We start from the raw sequence: 20,103 nt of genomic DNA on the forward strand, positions 1-20,103 counted from the left end.
TCCTGCATGCAGCGGCCCACCCTCTGGTTAATGTTCCTCACCGCTCCCCAACTCAAGCAAGGTGGCGTTGCCGCCAACCGCAGTAATGTTGATCGTCCGTGTCCTCTCGGTCACAAAACGCAGTGAGTATGTCGGACTGCCGATAACCGGCAGCTGCTCGGTATCAGTTTCACTGATAAGCTGAGCAAGCAAGCCGTCTCGGGCAGCAAGTTGGCGCCCAAGCGCCTGGGTTGTTGACAGCTTGCCGGCATAGGCCACGCCAGCCACAGCGGGATGGCTGACCAGATCGGCAAGCTGATCGTTATCAATCGCGGTGATCACACCGCCAGCACAGCCGCTCTGCTCGAGCTGCACAGCGACGTCTTTGGCCTTGACCGGGTAGTCTGCAGGCAGGCAAACAAACACCGTGTTGCCCGTGACCAAAGCCGCTGCTAGCTGGCCGAAAAATGCCACCAACGGTGTTTCATTGTCGGCGGTCACCACAAAGCTGCCCCGCCCGGCACAGTACAGTTCGTTGGTTTCCCCCGTCGGGCCCGGCATCAACAATGTCGGGGCGACATGCTCCTCGGCCTGGCGGCATTGATACTCCACCATGGCGCGGCATTCGGCCGCCAGTTGATCGGTCCAGTGGCGCAGAATGCGTGTCCGTGCTTGATAGCCAAGGTTATTCCAGCCTTCCCATGCCGCCGAGCTTGTATTTACCAATGTTTGAATAGTCATGATCACTCCTTAATTTTCTCGACAGCCATTAGGCTTCAACACGGTCTTGGGTAAAGCGGTACAGGTAGTGCGGACCGCCGGCTTTCGGGCCGGTGCCGGATAGCCCCTGGCCGCCAAACGGCTGAACGCCAACGACCGCCCCCACCTGATCCCGGTTGATATAGCAGTTACCGACACGGGCACGGCGCTCGATATGGCTGTAGGTACGCTCGTTGCGGCTGTGTACCCCCATGGTCAGGCCAAAACCGGTCTGGTTGATGTGGTCGATCACCTGATCCAGCTCGCTCGCTTTGAAACGGACGATGTGCAGGATCGGGCCGAAGTGTTCATTTTTCAGAATATCGATAGACGGTATTTCAAACGCCGACGGCGGGACAAAATCACCGTGCTGGCAGCTCACTGGCACACTCGCCTGTGCCACTAACGTAGCCTGGTTTTTCAGAGACTGGATATGGGTCTGCAGCTTGTCGCGCGCCGTTGCATCAATGACCGGGCCCACATCGGTACTGTGCAGCTCAGGACGGCCGACAGACAGCTCAGCCATTGCCCCTTTGATCAGGCCTATCACCCTGTCCGCGATATCCTGCTGGATAAACAGCACACGCAATGCCGAGCAGCGTTGGCCGGCCGACGCAAAGGCCGAGCGCACCACGTCACGCACCACCTGCTCTGGCAGCGCAGTACTGTCAACAATCATGGCATTCTGACCACCGGTTTCAGCGATGAAAGGAACAGGCTCGCAGTCTCGGGCTGCAAGACTACGGTTGATCCGCTGGGCGGTTTCGGTCGAACCGGTAAACGCCACCCCGGCGATACGGTTATCGGCCGTCAACGGCGCACCCACCTCGGCACCGGTACCCGGCAGCAACTGAATCGCACCGGCAGGCACACCCGCTTCTAGCATGAGCTCGATGGCACGGAAGGCGATGAGCGAAGTCTGCTCAGCCGGTTTGGCCACTACGGTATTGCCCGCAACCAGCGCGGCCGAAACCTGGCCAAGGAAGATTGCCAGCGGGAAGTTCCACGGACTGATACAAGCGAAGACACCACGCCCCTGGTAACTCAGCTGACGGGTCGTGCCGTCAAAGCCCATCACCGGCTTAGGTTGGGAAAACTCCTCGGTCGCTTGGTTGGCATAGAAACGGCAGAAGTCCACCGCCTCACGAATTTCATCAATACTGTCCTGGATAGTTTTCCCCGCCTCGCGATGGCAAAGCGCCACCAACTCACCGGTATGGTCTTCCAGCAAATCAGCCAGACGCAGCAAGCACTGTGCACGTTCGGCCGCAGGCCGCGATGACCACTGCTGATAACTCTGCGCGGCAATTGAGAGCGCTTCATTGACCTGTTCGGCACTGGCAAAGGTGACACTGCCTACGCTTTCGCGGCGATCATATGGCGCGGTCACAGCCACGGTATTGCCACTGTCAATGACCGCCGCCCCGTTGATAATTGGGCCAGCTTGCCACTGATGGCGGGCAAACGCCTGCACGGACTCACTGAATGGCTGCCACTGCGAAGCAATATCAATATTGACCCCGGCCGAATTCTTGCGCTGTTCGCCGAAGATTTGCGGCGGCAGCGGGATCAAGCTGTTATGCAGGGTCGGACGCGATTTCAGAATATCGACCGGATGCTGGATCAAGCTTTCTACCGGGCAGTTGGCATCAACCAAGCGATGCACAAACGAGCTATTGGCACCGTTTTCCAGCAGGCGACGAACCAAATACGGCAGCAAGTCTTTGTGGCTACCTACCGGCGCATAGATCCTGACATTGGTCTGGTGCATCTCCATGACATGGTTATAGAGCGCATCGCCCATACCGTGCAGACGCTGGAATTCGAAGTTGCGGTGCGATTTCGCCATCGCCATCACCGCCGACACCGTGTGCGCATTATGGCTGGCAAACTGAGGATAAAACACGCCGTTGAGGTGAGGAGCCAGCATGAAGCGGGCACAGGCCAAGTAAGAAGCATCGGTGGCTTCCTTGCGGGTAAACACCGGATAGGCGCTATAGCCGCTCTGCTGGGACAACTTCAGCTCACTGTCCCAGTACGCCCCCTTCACCAAGCGTAGCGGGATCACATCACCCTGGTCCTTGGCCAATGCCGCCAGCCACGCCAGCACCGGCAGTGCACGTTTTGAATATGTCTGTACCACCAGACCAAAACGGCCCCATCCCTTTACCTCCTCGGCGCGGTAGAGCTTTTCAAACAGCTTCAGCGAGAGCTCAAGACGATCAGCCTCCTCGGCATCAATGGTAATACCGACATTGAGCTCGCGAGCGCGCTTGAGCAGAGACAGCACCAACAGGTACATCTCGTCCAGCACACGGGCTTCGTTAGCCACGTCATAACGCGGGTGCAGAGCGGAAAGCTTAATCGACACCGTCGGATCCGGCGAGCGGGTATTACTGCCACTTTCGCTGGCATAGCTGTCACGGCCGACAGCCTCGACAGCCATGACATAGTCTTTGAAATACTTCTGGGCATCCTGGGCTGTCAAAGCCGCTTCGCCCAGCATATCAAACGAATAGGTAAAGCCTTTATCACGCTTGCTCTTGCCATTCTTCATGGCTTCGGCAATGGTCCGGCCCAAGACAAATTGGTGACCCATGATCTTCATTGCCTGGTTCATGGCCTGGCGGATCACCGGCTCGGACATCTTGTTAACGAGGCGGTTGATGACATGGCTCGGGGCACCATCTTCCTTGGCATCGAGACTGACCACCTTGCCGGTCAGCATCAGGCCCCAGGTAGAGGCGTTCACAAACAGCGAGTCGGAGTTTTTCAGGTGCGACTTCCAATCCGCTACACTGAGCTTGTCACGGATCAGGGCATCGGCTGTGGCAGCATCGGGGATTCGCATCAAGGCCTCAGCCAGACACATCAGCAAGATCCCTTCTTTGGTGTCCAAACTGTATTCCAGCAACAGGGCATCAATCATCTGGACTGCGTTCTGATCGGCGCGGACCCGCTCAATCAAGCTTGTCGCCTGCTCGGCAGTATACTGCCTCTCCTGCTCTGTTGGCTCAGCCAGCGGCATCAACTGCGCGAGCCACTGTGATTCATCCACGCTGTATAGGGGTGAAATCAAGGACCAGAGCTCATCCAGTGGACGCTCAATAAAACCAGGCTGAAGTACTTCTGCCGCATTGAACATAGTGATTCCCTCAATAGTGTACCGGATCAGGCAAACAGCATTTTCCATTACTCGCTGCCTCCCACCCAAGAAAAATGTTACATCAGTGTTACCATTGAGGGGATTTTATTTTCCACCACTCCGATAGTCTTGCTATATTCTCCGATACTTTTTAGAAAAAGTCCGAGCTTTAACAAAAATTGACGGAGATTTTTTAGAAAAAATGCATTTTTCCGTAACCAGACACCAATCATTGACTATTTAACACACAGTTTCGGAACAATGATCAAGAGCAGACGGATCAATGATCAAGGACGATCAAAGAGACATAGACACGAAGAAGCTGCCCATGGCCATCATGAACAGCCTTTGGCAGAATAAACAACAGGTAGAAAAGGCTGAAGTGGCGCCGACAACAACAAAACGTCAACAAAAGGAATGGGACGGATAGGGTTGGTTTAGGTAAACTAGCCAGCCGGATTTTCACGACGATAGCGCGCCGGCGGTTTGCCGTATAACCGGGTAAACGCCTGGGTGAAACTGCTCTGGCTGGCGAACCCGGTAGTTTGGGCAACCTGAGCGACGCTTAACTGGGACTCCTCTATCAGATCGCGCGCCAGTTCCAGGCGCTTTTTCAGCACATACTGGTGTGGTGTCACACCCGTTTGCTCTTTGAACAGGAAATGAAACTGGCTTTCGCCCAGGAAAACCAACCCCGCCAGCTGGGCTACGGAGATTTTCCGGGTCAAGTGCTGCAGGATATACTGATCGATCACATCCATATTCAAACGATAGGTTTGGCGATCGTCTTTGAGCGGTTTGAAGTGACGATGCAGCACGCACATCAAGGTATCGGTGCACGCTCTGCTGAGCAACAGATCGTCAGGGTGAGCAGCCATCTCTGCGGTTAGCGCCTGGATCAAATTCTGCGCTTGGCGATCGAGGTGGAAATAGCCCGAGTGCTCGAACAGCTGGGCAAGGTGATCTTGAGAGTAAGAAGCGAGGTACTGGTCTGAGGCTACATTCAACACCAAAATTTCATTATTGCCGATACCAGAAAACGCGTGCTCGGAGTCCGCCGTTACCAGACAGCCCTGACCGGGGCAGACCAGGTTACCCGACCCTTCTATATCAAATTCCGTTTGTCCCGACAGACCAATCACCACCTGGTTGTAACCATGGTTGTGGTGATCCATCTGCTCCGGCAACTTGACGATTTCAGAGGGTTTGAACAATGGCGAGTTTAGCTTTGCTTTCATGCTAAATGACCGAAGGATATGGCGGTGATTCGTAGTGGGAGCATACCATATTTCCCCCAAGAGCCATACTCCGGAACTATGATCAAGTGACGATAATTTACGGCCAATGTCATTCTGATGTTATTTTGCTGATTTAAAAACCAGAAGCTGAAACCCACCGACTCCTCCCGGGGGTGGCAGCCCATTACCCCAGTCAATTTAATTGGCTGATTTTCAACCATTTATGATGGAAACGAAAATTCAGGGTGACATTGAGTGAGTGATTGCCGCGATTTTTCCCTGTAGGCAACGGCCATTCTCTTGATCATTATTCGGGGGAAAAATACCAAGATCATGATCTAGCTTGATCATCGTTCCTGTCGGAAATACATCGGCCGTCACACCGCACCTCTTGATCATCGTTCCATATAAATTCAGCACCTTGGCTCGGTATCAGCCCCTGTTGGCCAAGATCGGAACAATGATCCTTGATCATATTTCCTATCTCACTGCTATTTGTGTTACAAATAGCCTTCTTAACAAGGATAGGCGACCATGACAGAGCTACTTGCACAATTACATTATTCATTTTCCATCACCGGTCCCATCTTCCTGATGCTCGGCCTCGGGATCTACCTCAAGCGCATCGGCATGCTGACCGAAGACTTTATCGAAACCGGATCCAAGCTGGTGTTCAATCTGACTCTTCCGGCAATGCTGTTTTTAAGCGTTGCCCGCGCCAACATCTCTGAAATAGGTAACCCTGACTTATTATTGTTTGCGCTGGGAGCCAATATTCTTACTTATGCCTTGTTCGAACTGGTGGCCAGCCGGGCAATACCACAAAAAAAAGACCGCGGAGTGGTTGTCCAGGGCGCTTTCCGCGCTAATACCGGTATCATTGGCTTGGCCTACGCCAGCAACGCCTTTGGCGAAACCGGCCTTGCCTTGGGGTCGCTCTATGTTGCCGTCATCACCGTTGCCTACAACGTCCTTGCTGTTATCACCTTGTCGCGCTCGAACCCGAACCTACCGAGCCTTAATGCGGGTTTTCTCCTGCGTTCAATCATCAAAAACCCGCTAATCATCAGCATACTGTGTGCACTGCCATTTTCATTGCTCGCCGTTCCCCTCCCCGAACTCATCACCAAGTCCGGCGGCTACTTCGCGGGGATGACACTGCCGCTAGCGCTGCTCTGTACTGGCGCCAGCCTCGACTTCAATCAATTACGTCAAGAGCCAGCCAACACCCAATTTGCCAGTGTCGGCAAACTCCTTCTCTCACCACTACTTATTACCCTGGCAGGAATTGCTATTGGCTTTCGAGAGTTGGAGCTAGGGCTGATATTTCTCATGAGTGCCGCGCCAACGGCGGCAGCCAGCTATGTCATGGCCAGGAGTATGGGAGGAAACGCCTATCTTGCCGCCAACATAATAGCCGTCACAACACTGGGCTCGATATTCACCAGCAGTCTTGGGATCACCCTGCTTAGAACTTTTAAATTAGTAAATTAACCCTAAAGTGGTACAAGCAATTATCTTGCCCTTATAAGCATTGAGGATATAGAGATACAACTGATTGTCTAAATTACAGTGGAATTTCTCGCATTATTTTTTGCTGAAATAATAATCTCGAGTAAAACCAATTATTGATCTTAATAAAATTGTTGATAAACGTATTATTTAAAACAATATAAAACCTAACGCTCGCAGATGCATGCATATCCAGACATGCACTTTTACGCCCATACGAACAAGGGAAGGACACTGCAAAAAAATGGGTTATTGCCGGGAAAAAACTATGCAAAGCAATTGAATAAGCTATCGTTTTTCTGACAGACAAGGCTTCTTCGATGACCGCGTCAAGGGATGACTCGTGAAGCGCAGCACTAATGCGCTTCACGTTTCATAAAACAGTAACCAGACCAACAGACATAATGTAAAAACAATGTCAATAGGTGATTTCCCCCCTTACTCACGACTATCACTATTGTTATAGTATTTTCCGTAGACAACGGACGGTATTTATCGTTTTCTGTTTACAGTATCCAACTTTGGATACATGCCAAGCGGGTTTACTTTGGTATACACCCTCATACCAAAGAATATGAATCTGATTGGATACCTCTTCTACACGTCGTACAGGATTGTGCTCTTCGGAGTCAAACTCTTGTCTTTGCCGGCCTATTGGGCCGGCTTTTTTTTATCATTTTTTACAATTATGCCCAAAAACCCGTCACTAACATATTGTAACCTCTGTCCATTCAATTAAACTTCAATGTTGCAACTGCTCTATATCTATTAATTCAGGCACACGTAGTGAAAAATAAAGTAGAACCGTCTTTACTACATATATTTAATCAGCTCCCAGGATGTTGGGGATGTAAAGATAAGGATTCGGTCTTCGTTTATGCTAATTCCGAGTACGGCAACATTATTGGTGTAGATCATCATTTAGACTGTATCGGTCGCACCGATTTTGATATGCCGAGCCCAACCGTTGAGTGTGCTGAAGCATTTCAAGAGCAAGACAACCTTGTGGTCACAACAGGAAAACGGATGCGGGTTCTGGATATTCACCCCTATTCGGACGGCAGCTGGCGTGCACACTTATTCACTAAAACACCGTGGAAAAACGATGAAAACGAAATCGTCGGTACCATTTTTTCGGGTGTTGAACTCAAGGATACGGCGGTACTTGAGGTAGGCCATTGGATTTGCCGGGCAGCGGGAATTGATCCCAAAGAGCAGGCCTCGTTCAACCTCGACCTCAACCACAATGCCATCAACCTCAACACCCGAGAGTCGGAAGTACTGTTCCTTCTGCTTTACGGCAAAAAACCACAGTATATCGCCAAGGTACTCGGTGTTTCGGTCAAGACGGTAGAGAATTATGTCATCCGTCTGCGCGAGAAATTCAACGCCCGCTCAAAAAACGAGCTGATCGACATTGCACTCGACTTCGGTTTTGGCTCCCATATCCCTGAGAGTATGCTCAAACGCCAACTCTCGGTAATTTTGAAAGAGTAAACCGATATACCCAAGCGCATCGGCAATAAACTGCAAAACACGCAGACTTAGTTTACCTTTTTGCAACCCAAAGCCTGTTTCCAGATCAATTTTTGTACTGGGCCGATTTCCTATAATCCGCCCAGTATTTAAATTAACCGGTCGTAGAGCCGACAATCAGCTGGAAATATCATGAAGCAATTTACTATCACCTACGTTGTCCATCCCCATTTCAACATCCCTTGCAAGTACCAAATCCAGGCAGTGAACGAGATTGAGTCCATCGCCAGTGCCGAAAAAGCGTTGAAAGTCCGCCACCCGGAAGGTGTGAGCATCGTGACCAGCCAGCAGAAAATGGCAGCATAAAAAAAAGAGCAGCTCACCGCTGCTCTTTTCAGTTCAGTACCACGCCTTTACGGCGCCAGGCGTTCAATTTCCCACTGCTGGCTTTCATCCTGCTTACGGGTATACAAGAACCTATCGTGGAGACGGTTCGCACCGCCCTGCCAGAACTCAATCGTATCAATCTTCACGCGGTAGCCACCCCAGAACGTCGGCACAGGCACTTCACCTTTGGCAAATTTTTCTTTCAGTTCAAAAAATTTGCTTTCCAGCGCTTGCCTTGCCGAAAGGCGGGAACTTTGCTTACTCGCCCACGCGGCAATTTGACTCTCTTTGGGACGTGACGAGAAGTACTTCAGCACTTCCATTTTGGAGAGCTTTTCGGCACAGCCCGTAATATGGACCTGGCGTTCAAGCGGGTGCCAAGGAAAATGCAGGCTAATCTTGCTGTTGTCAGCCAGCTGGATCGCCTTGCGGCTACCAAGGTTGGTATAGAAGACAAACCCGTCTTTATCAAAGTGCTTCAATAACACAATACGCTGATAAGGCTGCCCGTGCGCATCAACTGTCGCCACCGTCATTGCCGTGGGATCAGTCAGCTTTGCTTCAATCGCCTGATCCAACCAGGTACTGAAAAGTTGCTCCGGCTGTTCCGGCAAGTCATGACGACGCAAACCACCTTGTGTATAGTCGCGACGAATATCAGACAATTCCATTGTTATCTCCGCTTATTCTCTAGATGTTTGTAACAACGCTAAAATTGTGCGCTTTGTCTAGTTGAAACACAAGTAAATTGCCAACAGCGATAACCCGCTCGGACTCTGCAATCAAGCTCGACGTTTCCCTGCCGGTAATTTGCTACAGTGGCAGAAAAAGGCCTTCTTATGTCGAGCAAACAAAAATTCTTCTTCCTTGCCCTGCTGACTGGGATTATAGGCGCCATGCTTATCGGCTGGCTGACCTTCATGCAGATCCAACAGCACCTTAGCGAAAAAATTACATCCGACGTCACGCAGCTAGGCACCAAGCTCGACGCTCAACTCGAGCGCTACAGCCAATTGCCCGAAGTCCTTGCCAGTGATCCGCGGCTACTTGCCCCCCTTGAAGCGGAGAGCGATACCACTTATCTCATCCCCGCAGCCGAACCGTTCATGTCTGCCAGCCAATTGCTGGCGCAGTGGAACCAGACCCTGGGTGCCGATACCCTTTATCTGATTGACATGGCAGGCACGACACTGGCCTCTAGCAATTGGCAACAGCCCGATTCATTTGTCGGGCAAAACTTCAGTTACCGCCCTTATTTCCAGCAGGCCGCCAGAGGCCAAAACGGCCAGTATTTCGCGCTGGGAGCCCGTTCCGACAAGCGGGGATATTATTTTTCTGCCCCAATCATCCACAACCAAAAGCCGGTGGGGGTACTAGCCATCAAGGTCGACCTCTCTATGCTGGCAGATATCTGGCAGTATGAAGATATCGACTATGCCATTACCGATGAGCATGGCATCATCTTCTACAGCTCTGAGCCTGCTTGGCTGTACCACTCACTGTCTATGCTCGATGAAACCGTGCGAGCCCAGGTCAAGCAGTCGCGTCAATATGGCCGCGCCGAGATAGCCGCCCTTACCGGTGCCGCTAGCCTGCCGGTATTCAATCAGAGCACGGTTCAGCCGTTGCGCTCCCCCTCAGTAGGCGCAGCCATGACTTACATTACCGCCCAGCACGATATGGAGAAAGCCGGCTGGTACATCTACGGCTTTACCCCGCAGACCCGAGCTTTTGAATATATGGGTCAGGTACTATTGCTGTTTATCCTGATCTACGCCCTTCTGTGTATCGCTATACACTCGTGGTGGCAGACCTACCGGGCCAGAGTCGAATTGGCCAACCTCAACAGCCGGCTGGAAAAACGGGTAAGCCAGCGTACACGCCGCCTGCAAGAAACTAACCAGCAGCTCAAGATCACGCTCAGCCAATATGAGCATAGCCAAGCGGAACTTAAGCAAACCCAAGATGAGCTGCTGCAGGCAGCCAAGCTTGCCATGCTTGGTGAGCTCTCGGCAAGCATCAACCACGAGATCAACCAGCCCCTTGCCGCAATAAGAACCTATGCCGAGAACAGCCGCAAGCTATTGGAGAAGCAACGCTATAACACAGTTGGCCGCAACCTCGACGAAATCATCGAGCTGAACCAACTGATTGCAGACATCATCGCCCGGTTCAAGGTCTTTGCTCGCAAGCGCGATTTCCACCAAAACTCACCGCGTACCAATCCGGCTGACTCCATCCGCTCGGCCTTGTCGCTAATGCGCAATGCACTGATCAAACAAGGAGTCATCCTGCGGCTTGAGGCTATTCCCGAGGATCTGCTCATCAACATCGACGCCGTCCAATTCGAGCAGGTACTGGTGAACCTTTTGCAAAACAGCCTTCACGCGCTCCAAGGCCGGCCGGAGGCACAGGTCGGCATTCGGCTCGAATCCGATGCCAAACACGTTGTCTGCCGGGTATGGGATAATGGCCCCGGGCTGAACCAAGAGCAGAAGCAGCAAGTTTTTACCCCGTTTTACACCACCAAGGATGACGGATTAGGCCTCGGCATGACCATCTCCAAACGTATCATCGACGCCTACCACGGCACACTCAGCGTCAGCGATCACCCCGGCGACGGCGCTGAATTTTCCCTCTCTTTGCCCTTAGATAGCGAGAACACACCATGAACACCCCTGTCATGTTTATCGATGACGAAAAATCTATTCGCGATGCCCTCGGCCAGACCCTTGAGCTCGAGGATTACGACGTCGAGCTCTTTGCCAGTGCAAAACCGGCTCTGAAGCAGCTGACGAACCAATTTCCCGGGGTGATCATTTCCGATATCAATATGCCTGGCATTGATGGTCTCACTTTCCTCAAGCAGGCGCTGGCATTAGACGCAGAATTGTCGGTGATCATGCTCACCGGTCATGGGGATATCTCCATGGCGGTGGAAGCCATGCGGCTCGGCGCCTATGATTTTCTGGAAAAACCGTTTTCAACCGAGCACCTGCTTGATGTCGTCAAGCGGGCGGCCGAGAAGCGCGATCTTGTATTGGAAAACCGAGAGCTGCGCAGAGAGCTTGAAGTACAAAGTGGTCCAGGCCCACGGATTTTAGGCAACGATCCGGCCATCAAACAACTCAGGCGTATCTTGTCCCACCAAGCAAAAACCCACTCGCCGTTGTTTATCCACGGCCCGAGCGGTTGCGGCAAGGCTTTAGTTGCCCGCTTCGTCCATGACCACGGCCTACAGCCCCATCAGCCATTTGTCACGATTGATTGCAGTGCCGCCGGGACCGAGACACAGCTCGACGAGTTAATGGACGGCGGTGCAACGCCATTTGCCACCCTTTACCTCAAGCATATCGACCGCACTCCGCAGCAACTGCAACCCACACTGCAAGATCTCATTACGCCCCTTTGCCGGGGCGAACACACCGTTCGGGTGATCGTCAGTGCTGATGTCGACGGCCACCACCAAAGTGCGTCAGGATTTCTTCATACCCTCTATTTCAAGCTGGGGTTTATCACCTTGGATTTGCCGCCCCTAAACCAGCGACAGGCTGATATTCCTTTGCTATTCCATAATTTCCTCCGCACGGACTGCAGCCGGTTTGGCATTGAGCCGCCTCAGATTGACAGTCAGCTGGAGCAATGGCTGGGAGAGCAGCGCTGGACAGGTAATGTCAGAGAGCTACGGCAGTTTGCCGAACGCTATGCTCTCATGGGGGCAAAAGCCCTCGAGCCCCAGCATCAGGATCCCAGCCAGCCGCTGCAGGCCAGCACGCTGGCAGAGCGGGTTGCCGATTTTGAATGTAAAGTGCTCCATGATGCCCTCAACCGTCACCATGGTAGGCTAAAGGAAGTTCAGCAGGAGCTTGGGCTTGCCCGCAAGACCCTGTATGACAAAATGAAAAAATACCACATTGATAAAAACGAGTTTAAAGCATAGACACAACAGCGGTAGCCATGGACAGAGACGGATGTAAACCTTGGCTACATTGCACATTTCTTCGAACTATCTTCCGAAAACAACATGTTCCCACCTCCTTAACCTCGAGATAGCGGCAAAGTTTGGTAACTTACTCAAAGCATGAATTGACAACCTCAGTCGCCTGAACGCTTCCATTTATCTACATTCTCTTCACGCTTGCTGAGATAAACTATGAATTTATTCCGCTATACCTATGCTTGGTTTGCCAGTTGCTTTACGGCATTGTTACTGTGCTTTATTGCCTTGTATGCGATGGGGATCCGCACTAGCCTCATCGACCAGACCCAACAGCAACTACGCACGCAGATCTCACTGCTGCAGTACCGACTCGAGTCCAGTGCAAAGCAGCCAGATTATCAATTGCTCTTGCAACAGCTTCCCCCAGTCTCGCCGCGAGGGGAAACGCGGCTGCATGTATTGGCAACCGACCAACAATATTCAACAGCATCACTCGAACGACAGCCCCAAACACATTCACAATTACTCCGCCGGTTGTGGTCTCCGTTAACATTGCAACAGACCTTGCTCGGAAACAGTACTCAGGCCGTTAGCCTTACCGTCTCAGTCTCTCCCGCCGCCCTCATGCCGATATTCTGGCAACAGGTGTTTCCGGGCGCACTGCTTGGAGCCGCCAGCTACTTAGTGGCAATGTTGATCACCTTCATCGCGCTCAGGCGCAAACTCCACCCCCTGAGCCAACTAGCCCAGCACTCCGCCACCGCCAAACATGCTCTTCCGGCTGTCAACGCCAACAGCCACGAGGCACAGGCTTGGCTCACCATGATCACGCATTTTAACCAGCAGCTAGAGGATATCTTTCGGCGTCAAGCGCTCGATGCCAGCAAGCTAAAAACCCAAGCTTATCAGGACAAAGTTTCCGGGCTTGGAAACCGCCATTATTTTATTAACCAGCTTGATGCCTGGCTCGATAACCCGCAGCAAGCGGGCTTAATTCTGCTTAAATCCACTTTACTTGATGAGATCTACCAACAGTATGGCTTCGTGACCGGCGACAATTTTACCCGCCAGCTCGCTGATGAATTTAACAGCAATATTGTCCATACCCAGGTATCCCTTTCCCGACTATCCTATGATGAATTTGCGGTATTACTACCAAATATTTCTTCAGACAAGCTCAAGCAGATTGGCCAAGCCATGCTCGAGGTTCATCAACAACAGGAAAAAGCACACCGTGGCGACACATCCGATAGCGTCTTTCTGGGTCTGTTGCTTATCGAACAGGCCAGCTCTGCCAGCCACGTTCTCGGACAGTTGGATAACATCTTGGCACAGGCAACACGCAATCCCGGCCAACCACTCCAGCTGGCCGATAACCAGCACCAGGTTCCCAGTTTCGGCAAGCAGCAGTGGAAGTCATTATTGCTCGAAGCGATAGAAAGCAACACGGTGGCTTATCAATACCAACCAGTGATCAACGAACTCCAGCAGCAATATCATTACGAGGTGTTTTCATCGCTCAAGGCCAAGCAGGCCCAGTACAATGCCAATCAGTTTTTAGGCGCGATAGAAGATGTCGGGGCAGGCGTGCTACTCGACAAACACGTCATCGCCCACCATATCAATATATTGAACGCAGACCCCGCCAAAGGTCCTTTCGCCATCAACCTCACCACAAACAGTATTACCGATCCCGCTTTCAATCGCTGGCTCGACCAAGCGTTGACGAGAAACCAACACCTGTCAGAACGGTTGCATTTCGACATTCCTGAAGCGTGTTTTATTCGCACCCCCGATGCCTGTAGCCTGTTATGCTCGCTCATCCGGTTTCACAAGTTCCGCTTCGGGGTGGATGGCTATGGTCGCTATTTTAAATCACTGGCATACCTTGATGAGTTCCGTCCCGACTATGCCAAAGTCGATTACTCCTATACCCATCAATTGAATGACGAACTTAAAAAACAACTGCTCTCTTCTATCTGCCGGACGGCACATAGCCTCAATATAATGACGATTGCGACCCGGGTAGAAACTGAGACTCAACTAGAAAGGTTATCGGATCTTTTCGTCAGCGGTTTCCAAGGCTTCTTCACTGAGCAGAAATTGAAAGAACAGCGGATTGGCAAAGGGCATTCAGCCTTACTCCATTAGGATGTTGCCTGCGTGTCCTGTTTCAGCGAATACAATTTACAGTGTAAATTCAATTTACACTGTAAACCGAAATGACAAGATCACAATGGCGTACACTGAAGTGCCTGCTCGAAGATATGGAGTTTTGATGGGCCATGTTCTTGGGTGATCAACAAGTTCTCTTTTTCCAACCGGCTTTGTACCCCAGAATATATCCGATTGTAGGCAGTGATCATGACACGGGAGCGAAGCTCTTCATATTCAGCCCGCAGCTGCTTATAGTCAGTTTGAAGTGTGCTGATTTGCGATTTATGCTGCTCCGCCGCATGTTGGATACGCTCTGCTAATTCGGCAGGTCGCTTATGTTCGGGTAATTTCAACAACTTCAGCTGAGCCTCTCTGATCTTTTCAACATTCTGGGCTTCGAGCTGATATTCGCGGTGCTTAGCTTGAAGCTGATGCTGCAGATACTCATGCTTGGTAAACGCATTCACTACTGTCGGGATCCCGGCTAAGGCGCCAAGGTTGACCACCCGGATACTGTAGCCCGCTTCCGTAATCCCACCGCTCAGTGTACCTTGCCGCTTGAACTGATCCATCACAATGACTTCGCCTTCAGCACGAATCACGCTGTGGAGAACGTGGAGCGTAAACTGGGCGTTTTGACCACAGGTAATTTCAGCGAACTGGGCGAACTTACTGGTCACATTGCCTTTGGCTTCGATAGAGCACCCGAGTTTTGAACCATCATGCTTGCGACCAATGATCCCTTTGATAATGGAAATGTCTCCCCCGGCTTTTAATTCTGCCAGCTCAACAAAGCCCGAAACCGTAATATTGCCGGATGCCGAGACCCGCATCCCAGGGGTAACATCGCCGGTGATAAGAATGCTGCCATCAAAATCAATATGGCCGGTTGCAACATTCACCCCTTTCAGCGTTAAGGCTTCATCAACTTGCATCCCTCTAGGCTTACGCACGGGAATACCTGATTTTTCGGCCAGCAGCAAATTAGGATCGTATTCACTCACCATGGTGCCATCACCAGGCTGAAACTCACTTTCTTTCCCTGGTTTGGCAGGCAACGCTTTGCCCTGCACAGTAAAACCGGCGACACCGTCGGTTGCCGGAATGCGCTTCATTAATGGCTGTCCGGCTTTTACTGTAATTAATTCCCCCAGATCAAGCATATCGACCTTACCGTCATCGGTTACCTGAGGCTTAAGAATACGATGGCTGGCATCATCTACCAGGGGATCGAAACGGGAATCGATACCGTGTTCGGGCAAACGCCCAAATGCAATCGGTAACGTCAGCTTCTCACCGGGGCAGAGCCTATTCGCCTGCTCGAGCAATTGGTGGAGCTGCGACTTGCGTATCCCTTTGACAATCCGGTTCTGCTTGAGGGCCTCAAGAATATCGGCCCCTGTTGCAGGCTTTCCGCCGTAAGGCGCTGTCACCGTGATTGAGGCGCGCATGAAATCAGGTTCGGCTTTCACCACCAAACTGGCATCACGCCGCTCAGCAATAACGATTGTTTCAGCGTCGCTACCATCAGATTGTAACTCGGCAGCCTGGCTTGTTATAGCTAACGCGGAATCAATCGCCTTTTCGAACAAATAGAAACGCTCAGCCCCAACGGAATGAAGTTGCTCCAGCAACAACTCCCTGGTCGGGACCGATTCTTGGGCATGACTCGCCGCGAATAACACTGATTGTCCATCTTCAGAGATACGCAGAAAAAGCTCTGCCATATCAACTCCTTTTGCTGTTATTAGCGAACATTAAAATGTTATGGTTGCTCCTCAATATTACAGTAACGAAACCGTTACCAAGTAACTGTTAAGTCACACTTTTATCTGAAATATGTCTACACATCATTATTGAGCACGCAGTTGCATATTGATTATTTCAGAGACAGCATAACTAAATCAGACCAAGGCAATAGAGCGGATCTGCTGTTCGCTCAGCCAGCAATCGGTAACAAAAATATAGCTACTGTGTGAAGGGTGCTTTTTATTGACCGATACCTGGTCATGTTGCAAGTAGCCTTCGAGACGGCCGACCGGTTGAAGATACAGCTGATAGCAGGCAGTGAGCGGCAGTGGCATAGGTGATTCAATATAGATGCACTGTCGGCTCAACCGATTAGCGGTAACTCTAACACCATAGTCCTGGTTATCGATCGTTTCACCGCTACTAAGCAGGTGGCCATATAAGCGACCCGCAATACCGCCACGTCCAACAGAGAAACATTTTTCAGCGTCGGCGTCTTGGCACACAGCAGGGTGAAACATTTCTTTAAGTGCTGGGGGAAAATCTTTAACCAAACTCATGCTTTCTCCTTATTATTATTTTATGCCTGCCACAACAACAATAAGACGGCAGGGACGTCAGCATACATCGCAAGCATCAAAAAAGCGGGGGAATTCTATAAACTTAGTCAACAAGGCAAAATAATACAAATGTAATTCTTAAAGCCCTTTTCTGTCCGAATTTACAGTGTAAATTTGGACAATAAAAAAGGTGGGTAGCCCCACCTTTTCCATATAACTCACTCAGAAATTTACAGTGTAAATTCACCTAGCACAAAGACTGAAATTCACTAATCGGTGTCCGGCCTCGAGACTCAAGAAATCCCAAAAAACGAGAAGCGCTAGTGGTAACAATTGCCGATTCGTCGATTTTCGTTTTCTCAAATAGCGCCATTACCGAGTCAAACTTACCGACATCATAAGCAAAGTGCGCGTCCGACCCGGTTGTGAACTTAACACCGACCTCTTTGCCAATTTCGGCAATACGCTCGCACCGAGGCTGGCTGCCAATGCGAGATCCAGATAGCGAAGAGTTATTGATCTCGACCAAAACCTTGGCCTCGGCCGCGGCGGCCAGCACACGTTCAAAATCGAAATCAAAATTAGGGTTACCCAAATGACCCAGCGCATCGACCCGCCCCGATTTAATCACATTAAGCAAAGCCTCAGTATGTGCATCCGGTGTCGAGGGCGTAAATACCGGCTCATGAAAACTGGCCAGAACCCAATCGAGATGTTCCTCGACTTTGGGCAACACATCAACCTGACCTGCAGTATTCATGATATTGGCCTCGACGCCGCGAAGAATACCGACACCATGCAGAAAGCGCGGAATGACCTTCTGATTGGCAAAATGCCAAAAGTGAGGTGCTCCAGGCATAGAAGAGGCGTGATCCGTCAAGCACAGCAACTGCAATCCATTTTCCGCAGCCGCCTTGGCATTCTCAAGTACAGTGCTATAAGCATGGCCACTGGAGACTGTGTGGCTATGAGTGTCGACAACAAATTTCATGACTCGCTCCTTGCAATAAAATTCTTTTGAATATCGGCTCTGATAACCGCTCGAAGACGTTGCTCGGCTTCTTTTCGACCAGCAAGCTGGTAAAACTGAACGATTTCATGCCACGATTGACGCTGAATAACTTTGGCGACAGGAAGGCTAAAAGCGGCCAGCTCAGAAGGCCGTTCGGCATTGGCCAGCCGCAACAGCAAATATTGCTGCAATGACGGCAACACGAGTTCATACCCCAACCCCCCCTGGCAATAAATCGAAAGTTGCTCATCAACCCAGTCACTTGCTAGGGGAGCGGGAACCCCCTGACACGACAGCGCATCGACCAACAGAGGCAACAACTCCGCTGCAGGCATATCGCTGAAAGCTTCACAAGCATTGGCCAACAGCCCAGCCGAAAAGAATACCCTGGCTTTGGGAAACCACTGTCGACTGGAGTGGCCAAGAGGTTGAACACATAACAGAGAAGGGTAACCGCTCGAGGCATCTTTCTGTAACCCCAAACGCACCGCCTGGTAACCTGCTCGCTGCCAAAAGTTGAGTAGTTCGGGGACATAACCAAAACTGGTGCCAAGGAAATCATAGCGAGCTTGGCCCCACTGACGAACGCAAGCCAACAATTTCTGGCCAATACCCTGTTGCTGAAAGTCCGGGTGAACAGCAATGCGAAGTACACGGCCAGAATGCTGCACCGCGGCTTCCAAAATGCCGACATGGGCGGCCAAAGACTGAGCCAATAAATGGCCCCGTGGCCTTCTCGTTCCCAATTGGATCTGCCGGGCTAACTCATCAGTAAATCCACCTTCGTCGACGATCAGGCAACAGCCCAATACCCTGTCGCTGTTACGACATACCCAAATGTGCAAACTATCATCGTCGAGCAAATTCACCAAGTCGGCCGGCGACGTTTGGTAATGAGCATTGATCAGCAAGCCAAACAGTGACGAAAGAAGATTGGGAGAGTCAAGCAACTGAGCTTTATCAAGCAATTCATAGTCAGCCGTCTTGGGATCAAGCCCCTCGCATGAAACCTCCGCATCGAGTAACAGCGCATTGAAAATCCACTTTTCCAGCGGGTCATGGTCCGCCCAGCGAATCGCTTGCTGCATTTCGAACGCGCGCCACTGAGGCATGACGGTGTCGAGTTGCTGGCGGAACTTGACTGCAAAACCACGGCCGGTGCCTTCATAACCATGAACGGTACTTGAAAAAGCGATACGGTTAAATTCACCGAGCAACGCAGTCAAGACAGGGGCAGGAATCGCTGCCGCTTCGTCGACCATCACAAAGTCAGCCGAGGGTAACTCCGACAACAGGACATCAGGGGCAACAAATACAATTGATCCTTTGCCGACCTCGAGTCTTTTCTGATCGGTAAACTCCAGTCCGAACTGCTCGGCAACATGACGAAACACCGTTTGGCTGGCCAGATATGATGGAGCCGTAACCACGATCTTGATCTCTCGCTCAGCCAGCAGGCTGGCTGCAGCCAACCCCAGTGCCGCAGATTTCCCTCGACCACGATCAGCCGTTAACACCAAAGGCCGTTTACGATGCCCGGTGACAACCCGACGGACAGCTTCAACCGCTCCAACCTGGCACGAGGTGACGGCTCCAAATCGAAGAGGGGCGCCACAAGTACTGGCGGATTGCGCATCCGCAACCTCGCCATGTGACGGCTTGATGATGTCTGTCTCGTGAGAGCGGGGTAACGGCGGCAGCGCCGCACCGGCTTCCAACATGATGACACCGGGTTGTTGCAGCAACTGACACAACCGCCTGTCAAAGTTTGAATCGCATTGTTCAAACCAGTCATTCGGCAGCAACAATAACAAAATCCCGCCACCGACAACCGTCCCCGACAACGCGCCAAGGGCCTGTGCATCCACTCCCCGATGACCATTGACAGTAAGCATTTGGCATTCACGGCCCAGCCACTGCTTGGCTTTCTTAAATGGGATACTCGGGTTCTCGCTCTGCAGCGGCTCGCCGCAGAATAGCCGGTCGGGGTAAAGCGGATCGAAAGCAGCTAACACTTCCAGCGCCCACTCTTTGTTGCCCTTGGCAACGACGAGGAAACGAATATTTTGACTGGCCGCAATCGATGAGAGGGTGCGGCAAAATTGAGAAAGTTGGGACATGCTATGACTCAGTGACAAACAACATCTTGATAATACCAATATGCCAATAGCGGTGCGAAAAAAAACCAC

At 51.4% G+C, this 20,103-nt stretch carries 15 protein-coding genes; 7 read left to right on the forward strand and 8 right to left on the reverse strand.

Going from position 1 to position 20,103, the window contains the following annotated elements:
* Nucleotides 1–27: 27 nt before the first annotated feature.
* Together C9J03_RS03630 and putA are read right to left on the reverse strand one after the other, a co-directional pair.
* Nucleotides 28–720 carry an aldehyde dehydrogenase family protein gene (locus C9J03_RS03630; RefSeq protein ID WP_044621733.1) on the reverse strand — a complete coding sequence of 231 codons (693 nt, stop codon included), beginning with the start codon at nucleotides 718–720 and terminating at the stop codon, nucleotides 28–30.
* Nucleotides 721–748: 28 nt separating this feature from the next.
* The gene (gene putA / locus C9J03_RS03635; protein ID WP_044622014.1) at nucleotides 749–3,883 is read right to left on the reverse strand and encodes a bifunctional proline dehydrogenase/L-glutamate gamma-semialdehyde dehydrogenase PutA; all 3,135 of its coding nucleotides are present in this window, start codon (nucleotides 3,881–3,883) and stop codon (nucleotides 749–751) included.
* Between the two features lie 283 nt (nucleotides 3,884–4,166).
* Here putA and C9J03_RS26615 point away from each other — a divergent pair, with 283 nt between their 5' ends.
* Complete coding sequence (locus tag C9J03_RS26615) at nucleotides 4,167–4,313, forward strand: hypothetical protein (protein WP_156149929.1); 147 nt, start codon at nucleotides 4,167–4,169, stop codon at nucleotides 4,311–4,313.
* Between the two features lie 16 nt (nucleotides 4,314–4,329).
* On the opposite strand, the gene C9J03_RS03640 is transcribed toward C9J03_RS26615, so the two are convergent.
* Nucleotides 4,330–5,121, reverse strand: coding sequence for an AraC family transcriptional regulator (locus C9J03_RS03640; RefSeq protein ID WP_044621734.1), 792 nt, complete (start codon nucleotides 5,119–5,121; stop codon nucleotides 4,330–4,332).
* Nucleotides 5,122–5,655: 534 nt separating this feature from the next.
* Here C9J03_RS03640 and C9J03_RS03645 point away from each other — a divergent pair.
* From C9J03_RS03645 to C9J03_RS03655, 3 genes are all read left to right on the forward strand, one after another.
* Complete coding sequence (locus C9J03_RS03645) at nucleotides 5,656–6,615, forward strand: AEC family transporter (protein WP_044621735.1); 960 nt, start codon at nucleotides 5,656–5,658, stop codon at nucleotides 6,613–6,615.
* A gap of 804 nt (nucleotides 6,616–7,419) precedes the next feature.
* Nucleotides 7,420–8,130 carry a helix-turn-helix transcriptional regulator gene (locus C9J03_RS03650; protein WP_044621736.1) on the forward strand — a complete coding sequence of 237 codons (711 nt, stop codon included), beginning with the start codon at nucleotides 7,420–7,422 and terminating at the stop codon, nucleotides 8,128–8,130.
* Nucleotides 8,131–8,301: 171 nt separating this feature from the next.
* Complete coding sequence (locus C9J03_RS03655; RefSeq protein ID WP_044621737.1) at nucleotides 8,302–8,475, forward strand: hypothetical protein; 174 nt, start codon at nucleotides 8,302–8,304, stop codon at nucleotides 8,473–8,475.
* Nucleotides 8,476–8,522: 47 nt separating this feature from the next.
* Here C9J03_RS03655 and pdxH read toward each other — a convergent pair whose 3' ends face one another.
* Entirely contained in the window at nucleotides 8,523–9,167 is a 645-nt protein-coding gene (gene pdxH / locus C9J03_RS03660) for a pyridoxamine 5'-phosphate oxidase (RefSeq protein ID WP_044621738.1), read from the reverse strand.
* A gap of 168 nt (nucleotides 9,168–9,335) precedes the next feature.
* On the opposite strand from pdxH, the gene C9J03_RS03665 reads away from it, so the two are divergent.
* The 3 genes from C9J03_RS03665 (at nucleotide 9,336) to C9J03_RS03675 (ending at nucleotide 14,587) form a co-directional block, all read left to right on the forward strand.
* On the forward strand, nucleotides 9,336–11,168 hold the full coding sequence (locus C9J03_RS03665; protein ID WP_044621739.1) for a sensor histidine kinase: 1,833 nt from the start codon (nucleotides 9,336–9,338) through the stop codon (nucleotides 11,166–11,168).
* Nucleotides 11,165–12,436: a sigma-54-dependent transcriptional regulator gene (locus C9J03_RS03670; protein ID WP_044621740.1), complete on the forward strand. Its 1,272-nt coding sequence runs from the start codon at nucleotides 11,165–11,167 to the stop codon at nucleotides 12,434–12,436. Before C9J03_RS03665 ends, C9J03_RS03670 begins: the two co-directional genes overlap by 4 nt.
* 213 nt (nucleotides 12,437–12,649) lie before the next feature.
* Complete coding sequence (locus C9J03_RS03675; RefSeq protein WP_052829680.1) at nucleotides 12,650–14,587, forward strand: EAL domain-containing protein; 1,938 nt, start codon at nucleotides 12,650–12,652, stop codon at nucleotides 14,585–14,587.
* Nucleotides 14,588–14,667: 80 nt separating this feature from the next.
* Here the strand turns inward: C9J03_RS03675 and C9J03_RS03680 are convergent, their stop codons facing one another.
* The 4 genes from C9J03_RS03680 to C9J03_RS03695 form a co-directional block, all read right to left on the reverse strand.
* On the reverse strand, nucleotides 14,668–16,320 hold the full coding sequence (locus C9J03_RS03680) for a DUF342 domain-containing protein (RefSeq protein WP_044621741.1): 1,653 nt from the start codon (nucleotides 16,318–16,320) through the stop codon (nucleotides 14,668–14,670).
* A 177-nt stretch (nucleotides 16,321–16,497) separates the two neighbouring features.
* Nucleotides 16,498–16,902 carry a hypothetical protein gene (locus tag C9J03_RS03685; protein ID WP_044621742.1) on the reverse strand — a complete coding sequence of 135 codons (405 nt, stop codon included), beginning with the start codon at nucleotides 16,900–16,902 and terminating at the stop codon, nucleotides 16,498–16,500.
* A gap of 247 nt (nucleotides 16,903–17,149) precedes the next feature.
* A complete protein-coding gene (locus C9J03_RS03690; protein ID WP_044621743.1) occupies nucleotides 17,150–17,893 on the reverse strand; it encodes a phosphatase in 744 nt (247 codons plus the stop codon).
* Nucleotides 17,890–20,034, reverse strand: coding sequence for a tRNA(Met) cytidine acetyltransferase TmcA (locus tag C9J03_RS03695; RefSeq protein ID WP_044621744.1), 2,145 nt, complete (start codon nucleotides 20,032–20,034; stop codon nucleotides 17,890–17,892). Before C9J03_RS03695 ends, C9J03_RS03690 begins: the two co-directional genes overlap by 4 nt.
* Nucleotides 20,035–20,103 lie beyond the last annotated feature (69 nt).

Source organism: Photobacterium gaetbulicola, assembly GCF_003025515.1.
Lineage (GTDB): Bacteria > Pseudomonadota > Gammaproteobacteria > Enterobacterales > Vibrionaceae > Photobacterium > Photobacterium gaetbulicola.

Coding starts and splice junctions, on each gene's coding strand:
- putA (WP_044622014.1), bottom strand. CDS start 3,883: ATGTTCAATGCGGCAGAAGTACTTCAGCCTGGTTTTATTGAGCGTCCA.
- C9J03_RS03685 (WP_044621742.1), bottom strand. CDS start 16,902: ATGAGTTTGGTTAAAGATTTTCCCCCAGCACTTAAAGAAATGTTTCAC.
- C9J03_RS03640 (WP_044621734.1), bottom strand. CDS start 5,121: ATGAAAGCAAAGCTAAACTCGCCATTGTTCAAACCCTCTGAAATCGTC.
- C9J03_RS03630 (WP_044621733.1), bottom strand. CDS start 720: ATGACTATTCAAACATTGGTAAATACAAGCTCGGCGGCATGGGAAGGC.
- C9J03_RS03670 (WP_044621740.1), top strand. CDS start 11,165: ATGAACACCCCTGTCATGTTTATCGATGACGAAAAATCTATTCGCGAT.
- C9J03_RS03665 (WP_044621739.1), top strand. CDS start 9,336: ATGTCGAGCAAACAAAAATTCTTCTTCCTTGCCCTGCTGACTGGGATT.
- C9J03_RS03675 (WP_052829680.1), top strand. CDS start 12,650: ATGAATTTATTCCGCTATACCTATGCTTGGTTTGCCAGTTGCTTTACG.
- C9J03_RS03695 (WP_044621744.1), bottom strand. CDS start 20,034: ATGTCCCAACTTTCTCAATTTTGCCGCACCCTCTCATCGATTGCGGCC.
- C9J03_RS03680 (WP_044621741.1), bottom strand. CDS start 16,320: ATGGCAGAGCTTTTTCTGCGTATCTCTGAAGATGGACAATCAGTGTTA.
- pdxH (WP_044621738.1), bottom strand. CDS start 9,167: ATGGAATTGTCTGATATTCGTCGCGACTATACACAAGGTGGTTTGCGT.
- C9J03_RS03690 (WP_044621743.1), bottom strand. CDS start 17,893: ATGAAATTTGTTGTCGACACTCATAGCCACACAGTCTCCAGTGGCCAT.
- C9J03_RS03645 (WP_044621735.1), top strand. CDS start 5,656: ATGACAGAGCTACTTGCACAATTACATTATTCATTTTCCATCACCGGT.
- C9J03_RS26615 (WP_156149929.1), top strand. CDS start 4,167: ATGATCAAGGACGATCAAAGAGACATAGACACGAAGAAGCTGCCCATG.
- C9J03_RS03655 (WP_044621737.1), top strand. CDS start 8,302: ATGAAGCAATTTACTATCACCTACGTTGTCCATCCCCATTTCAACATC.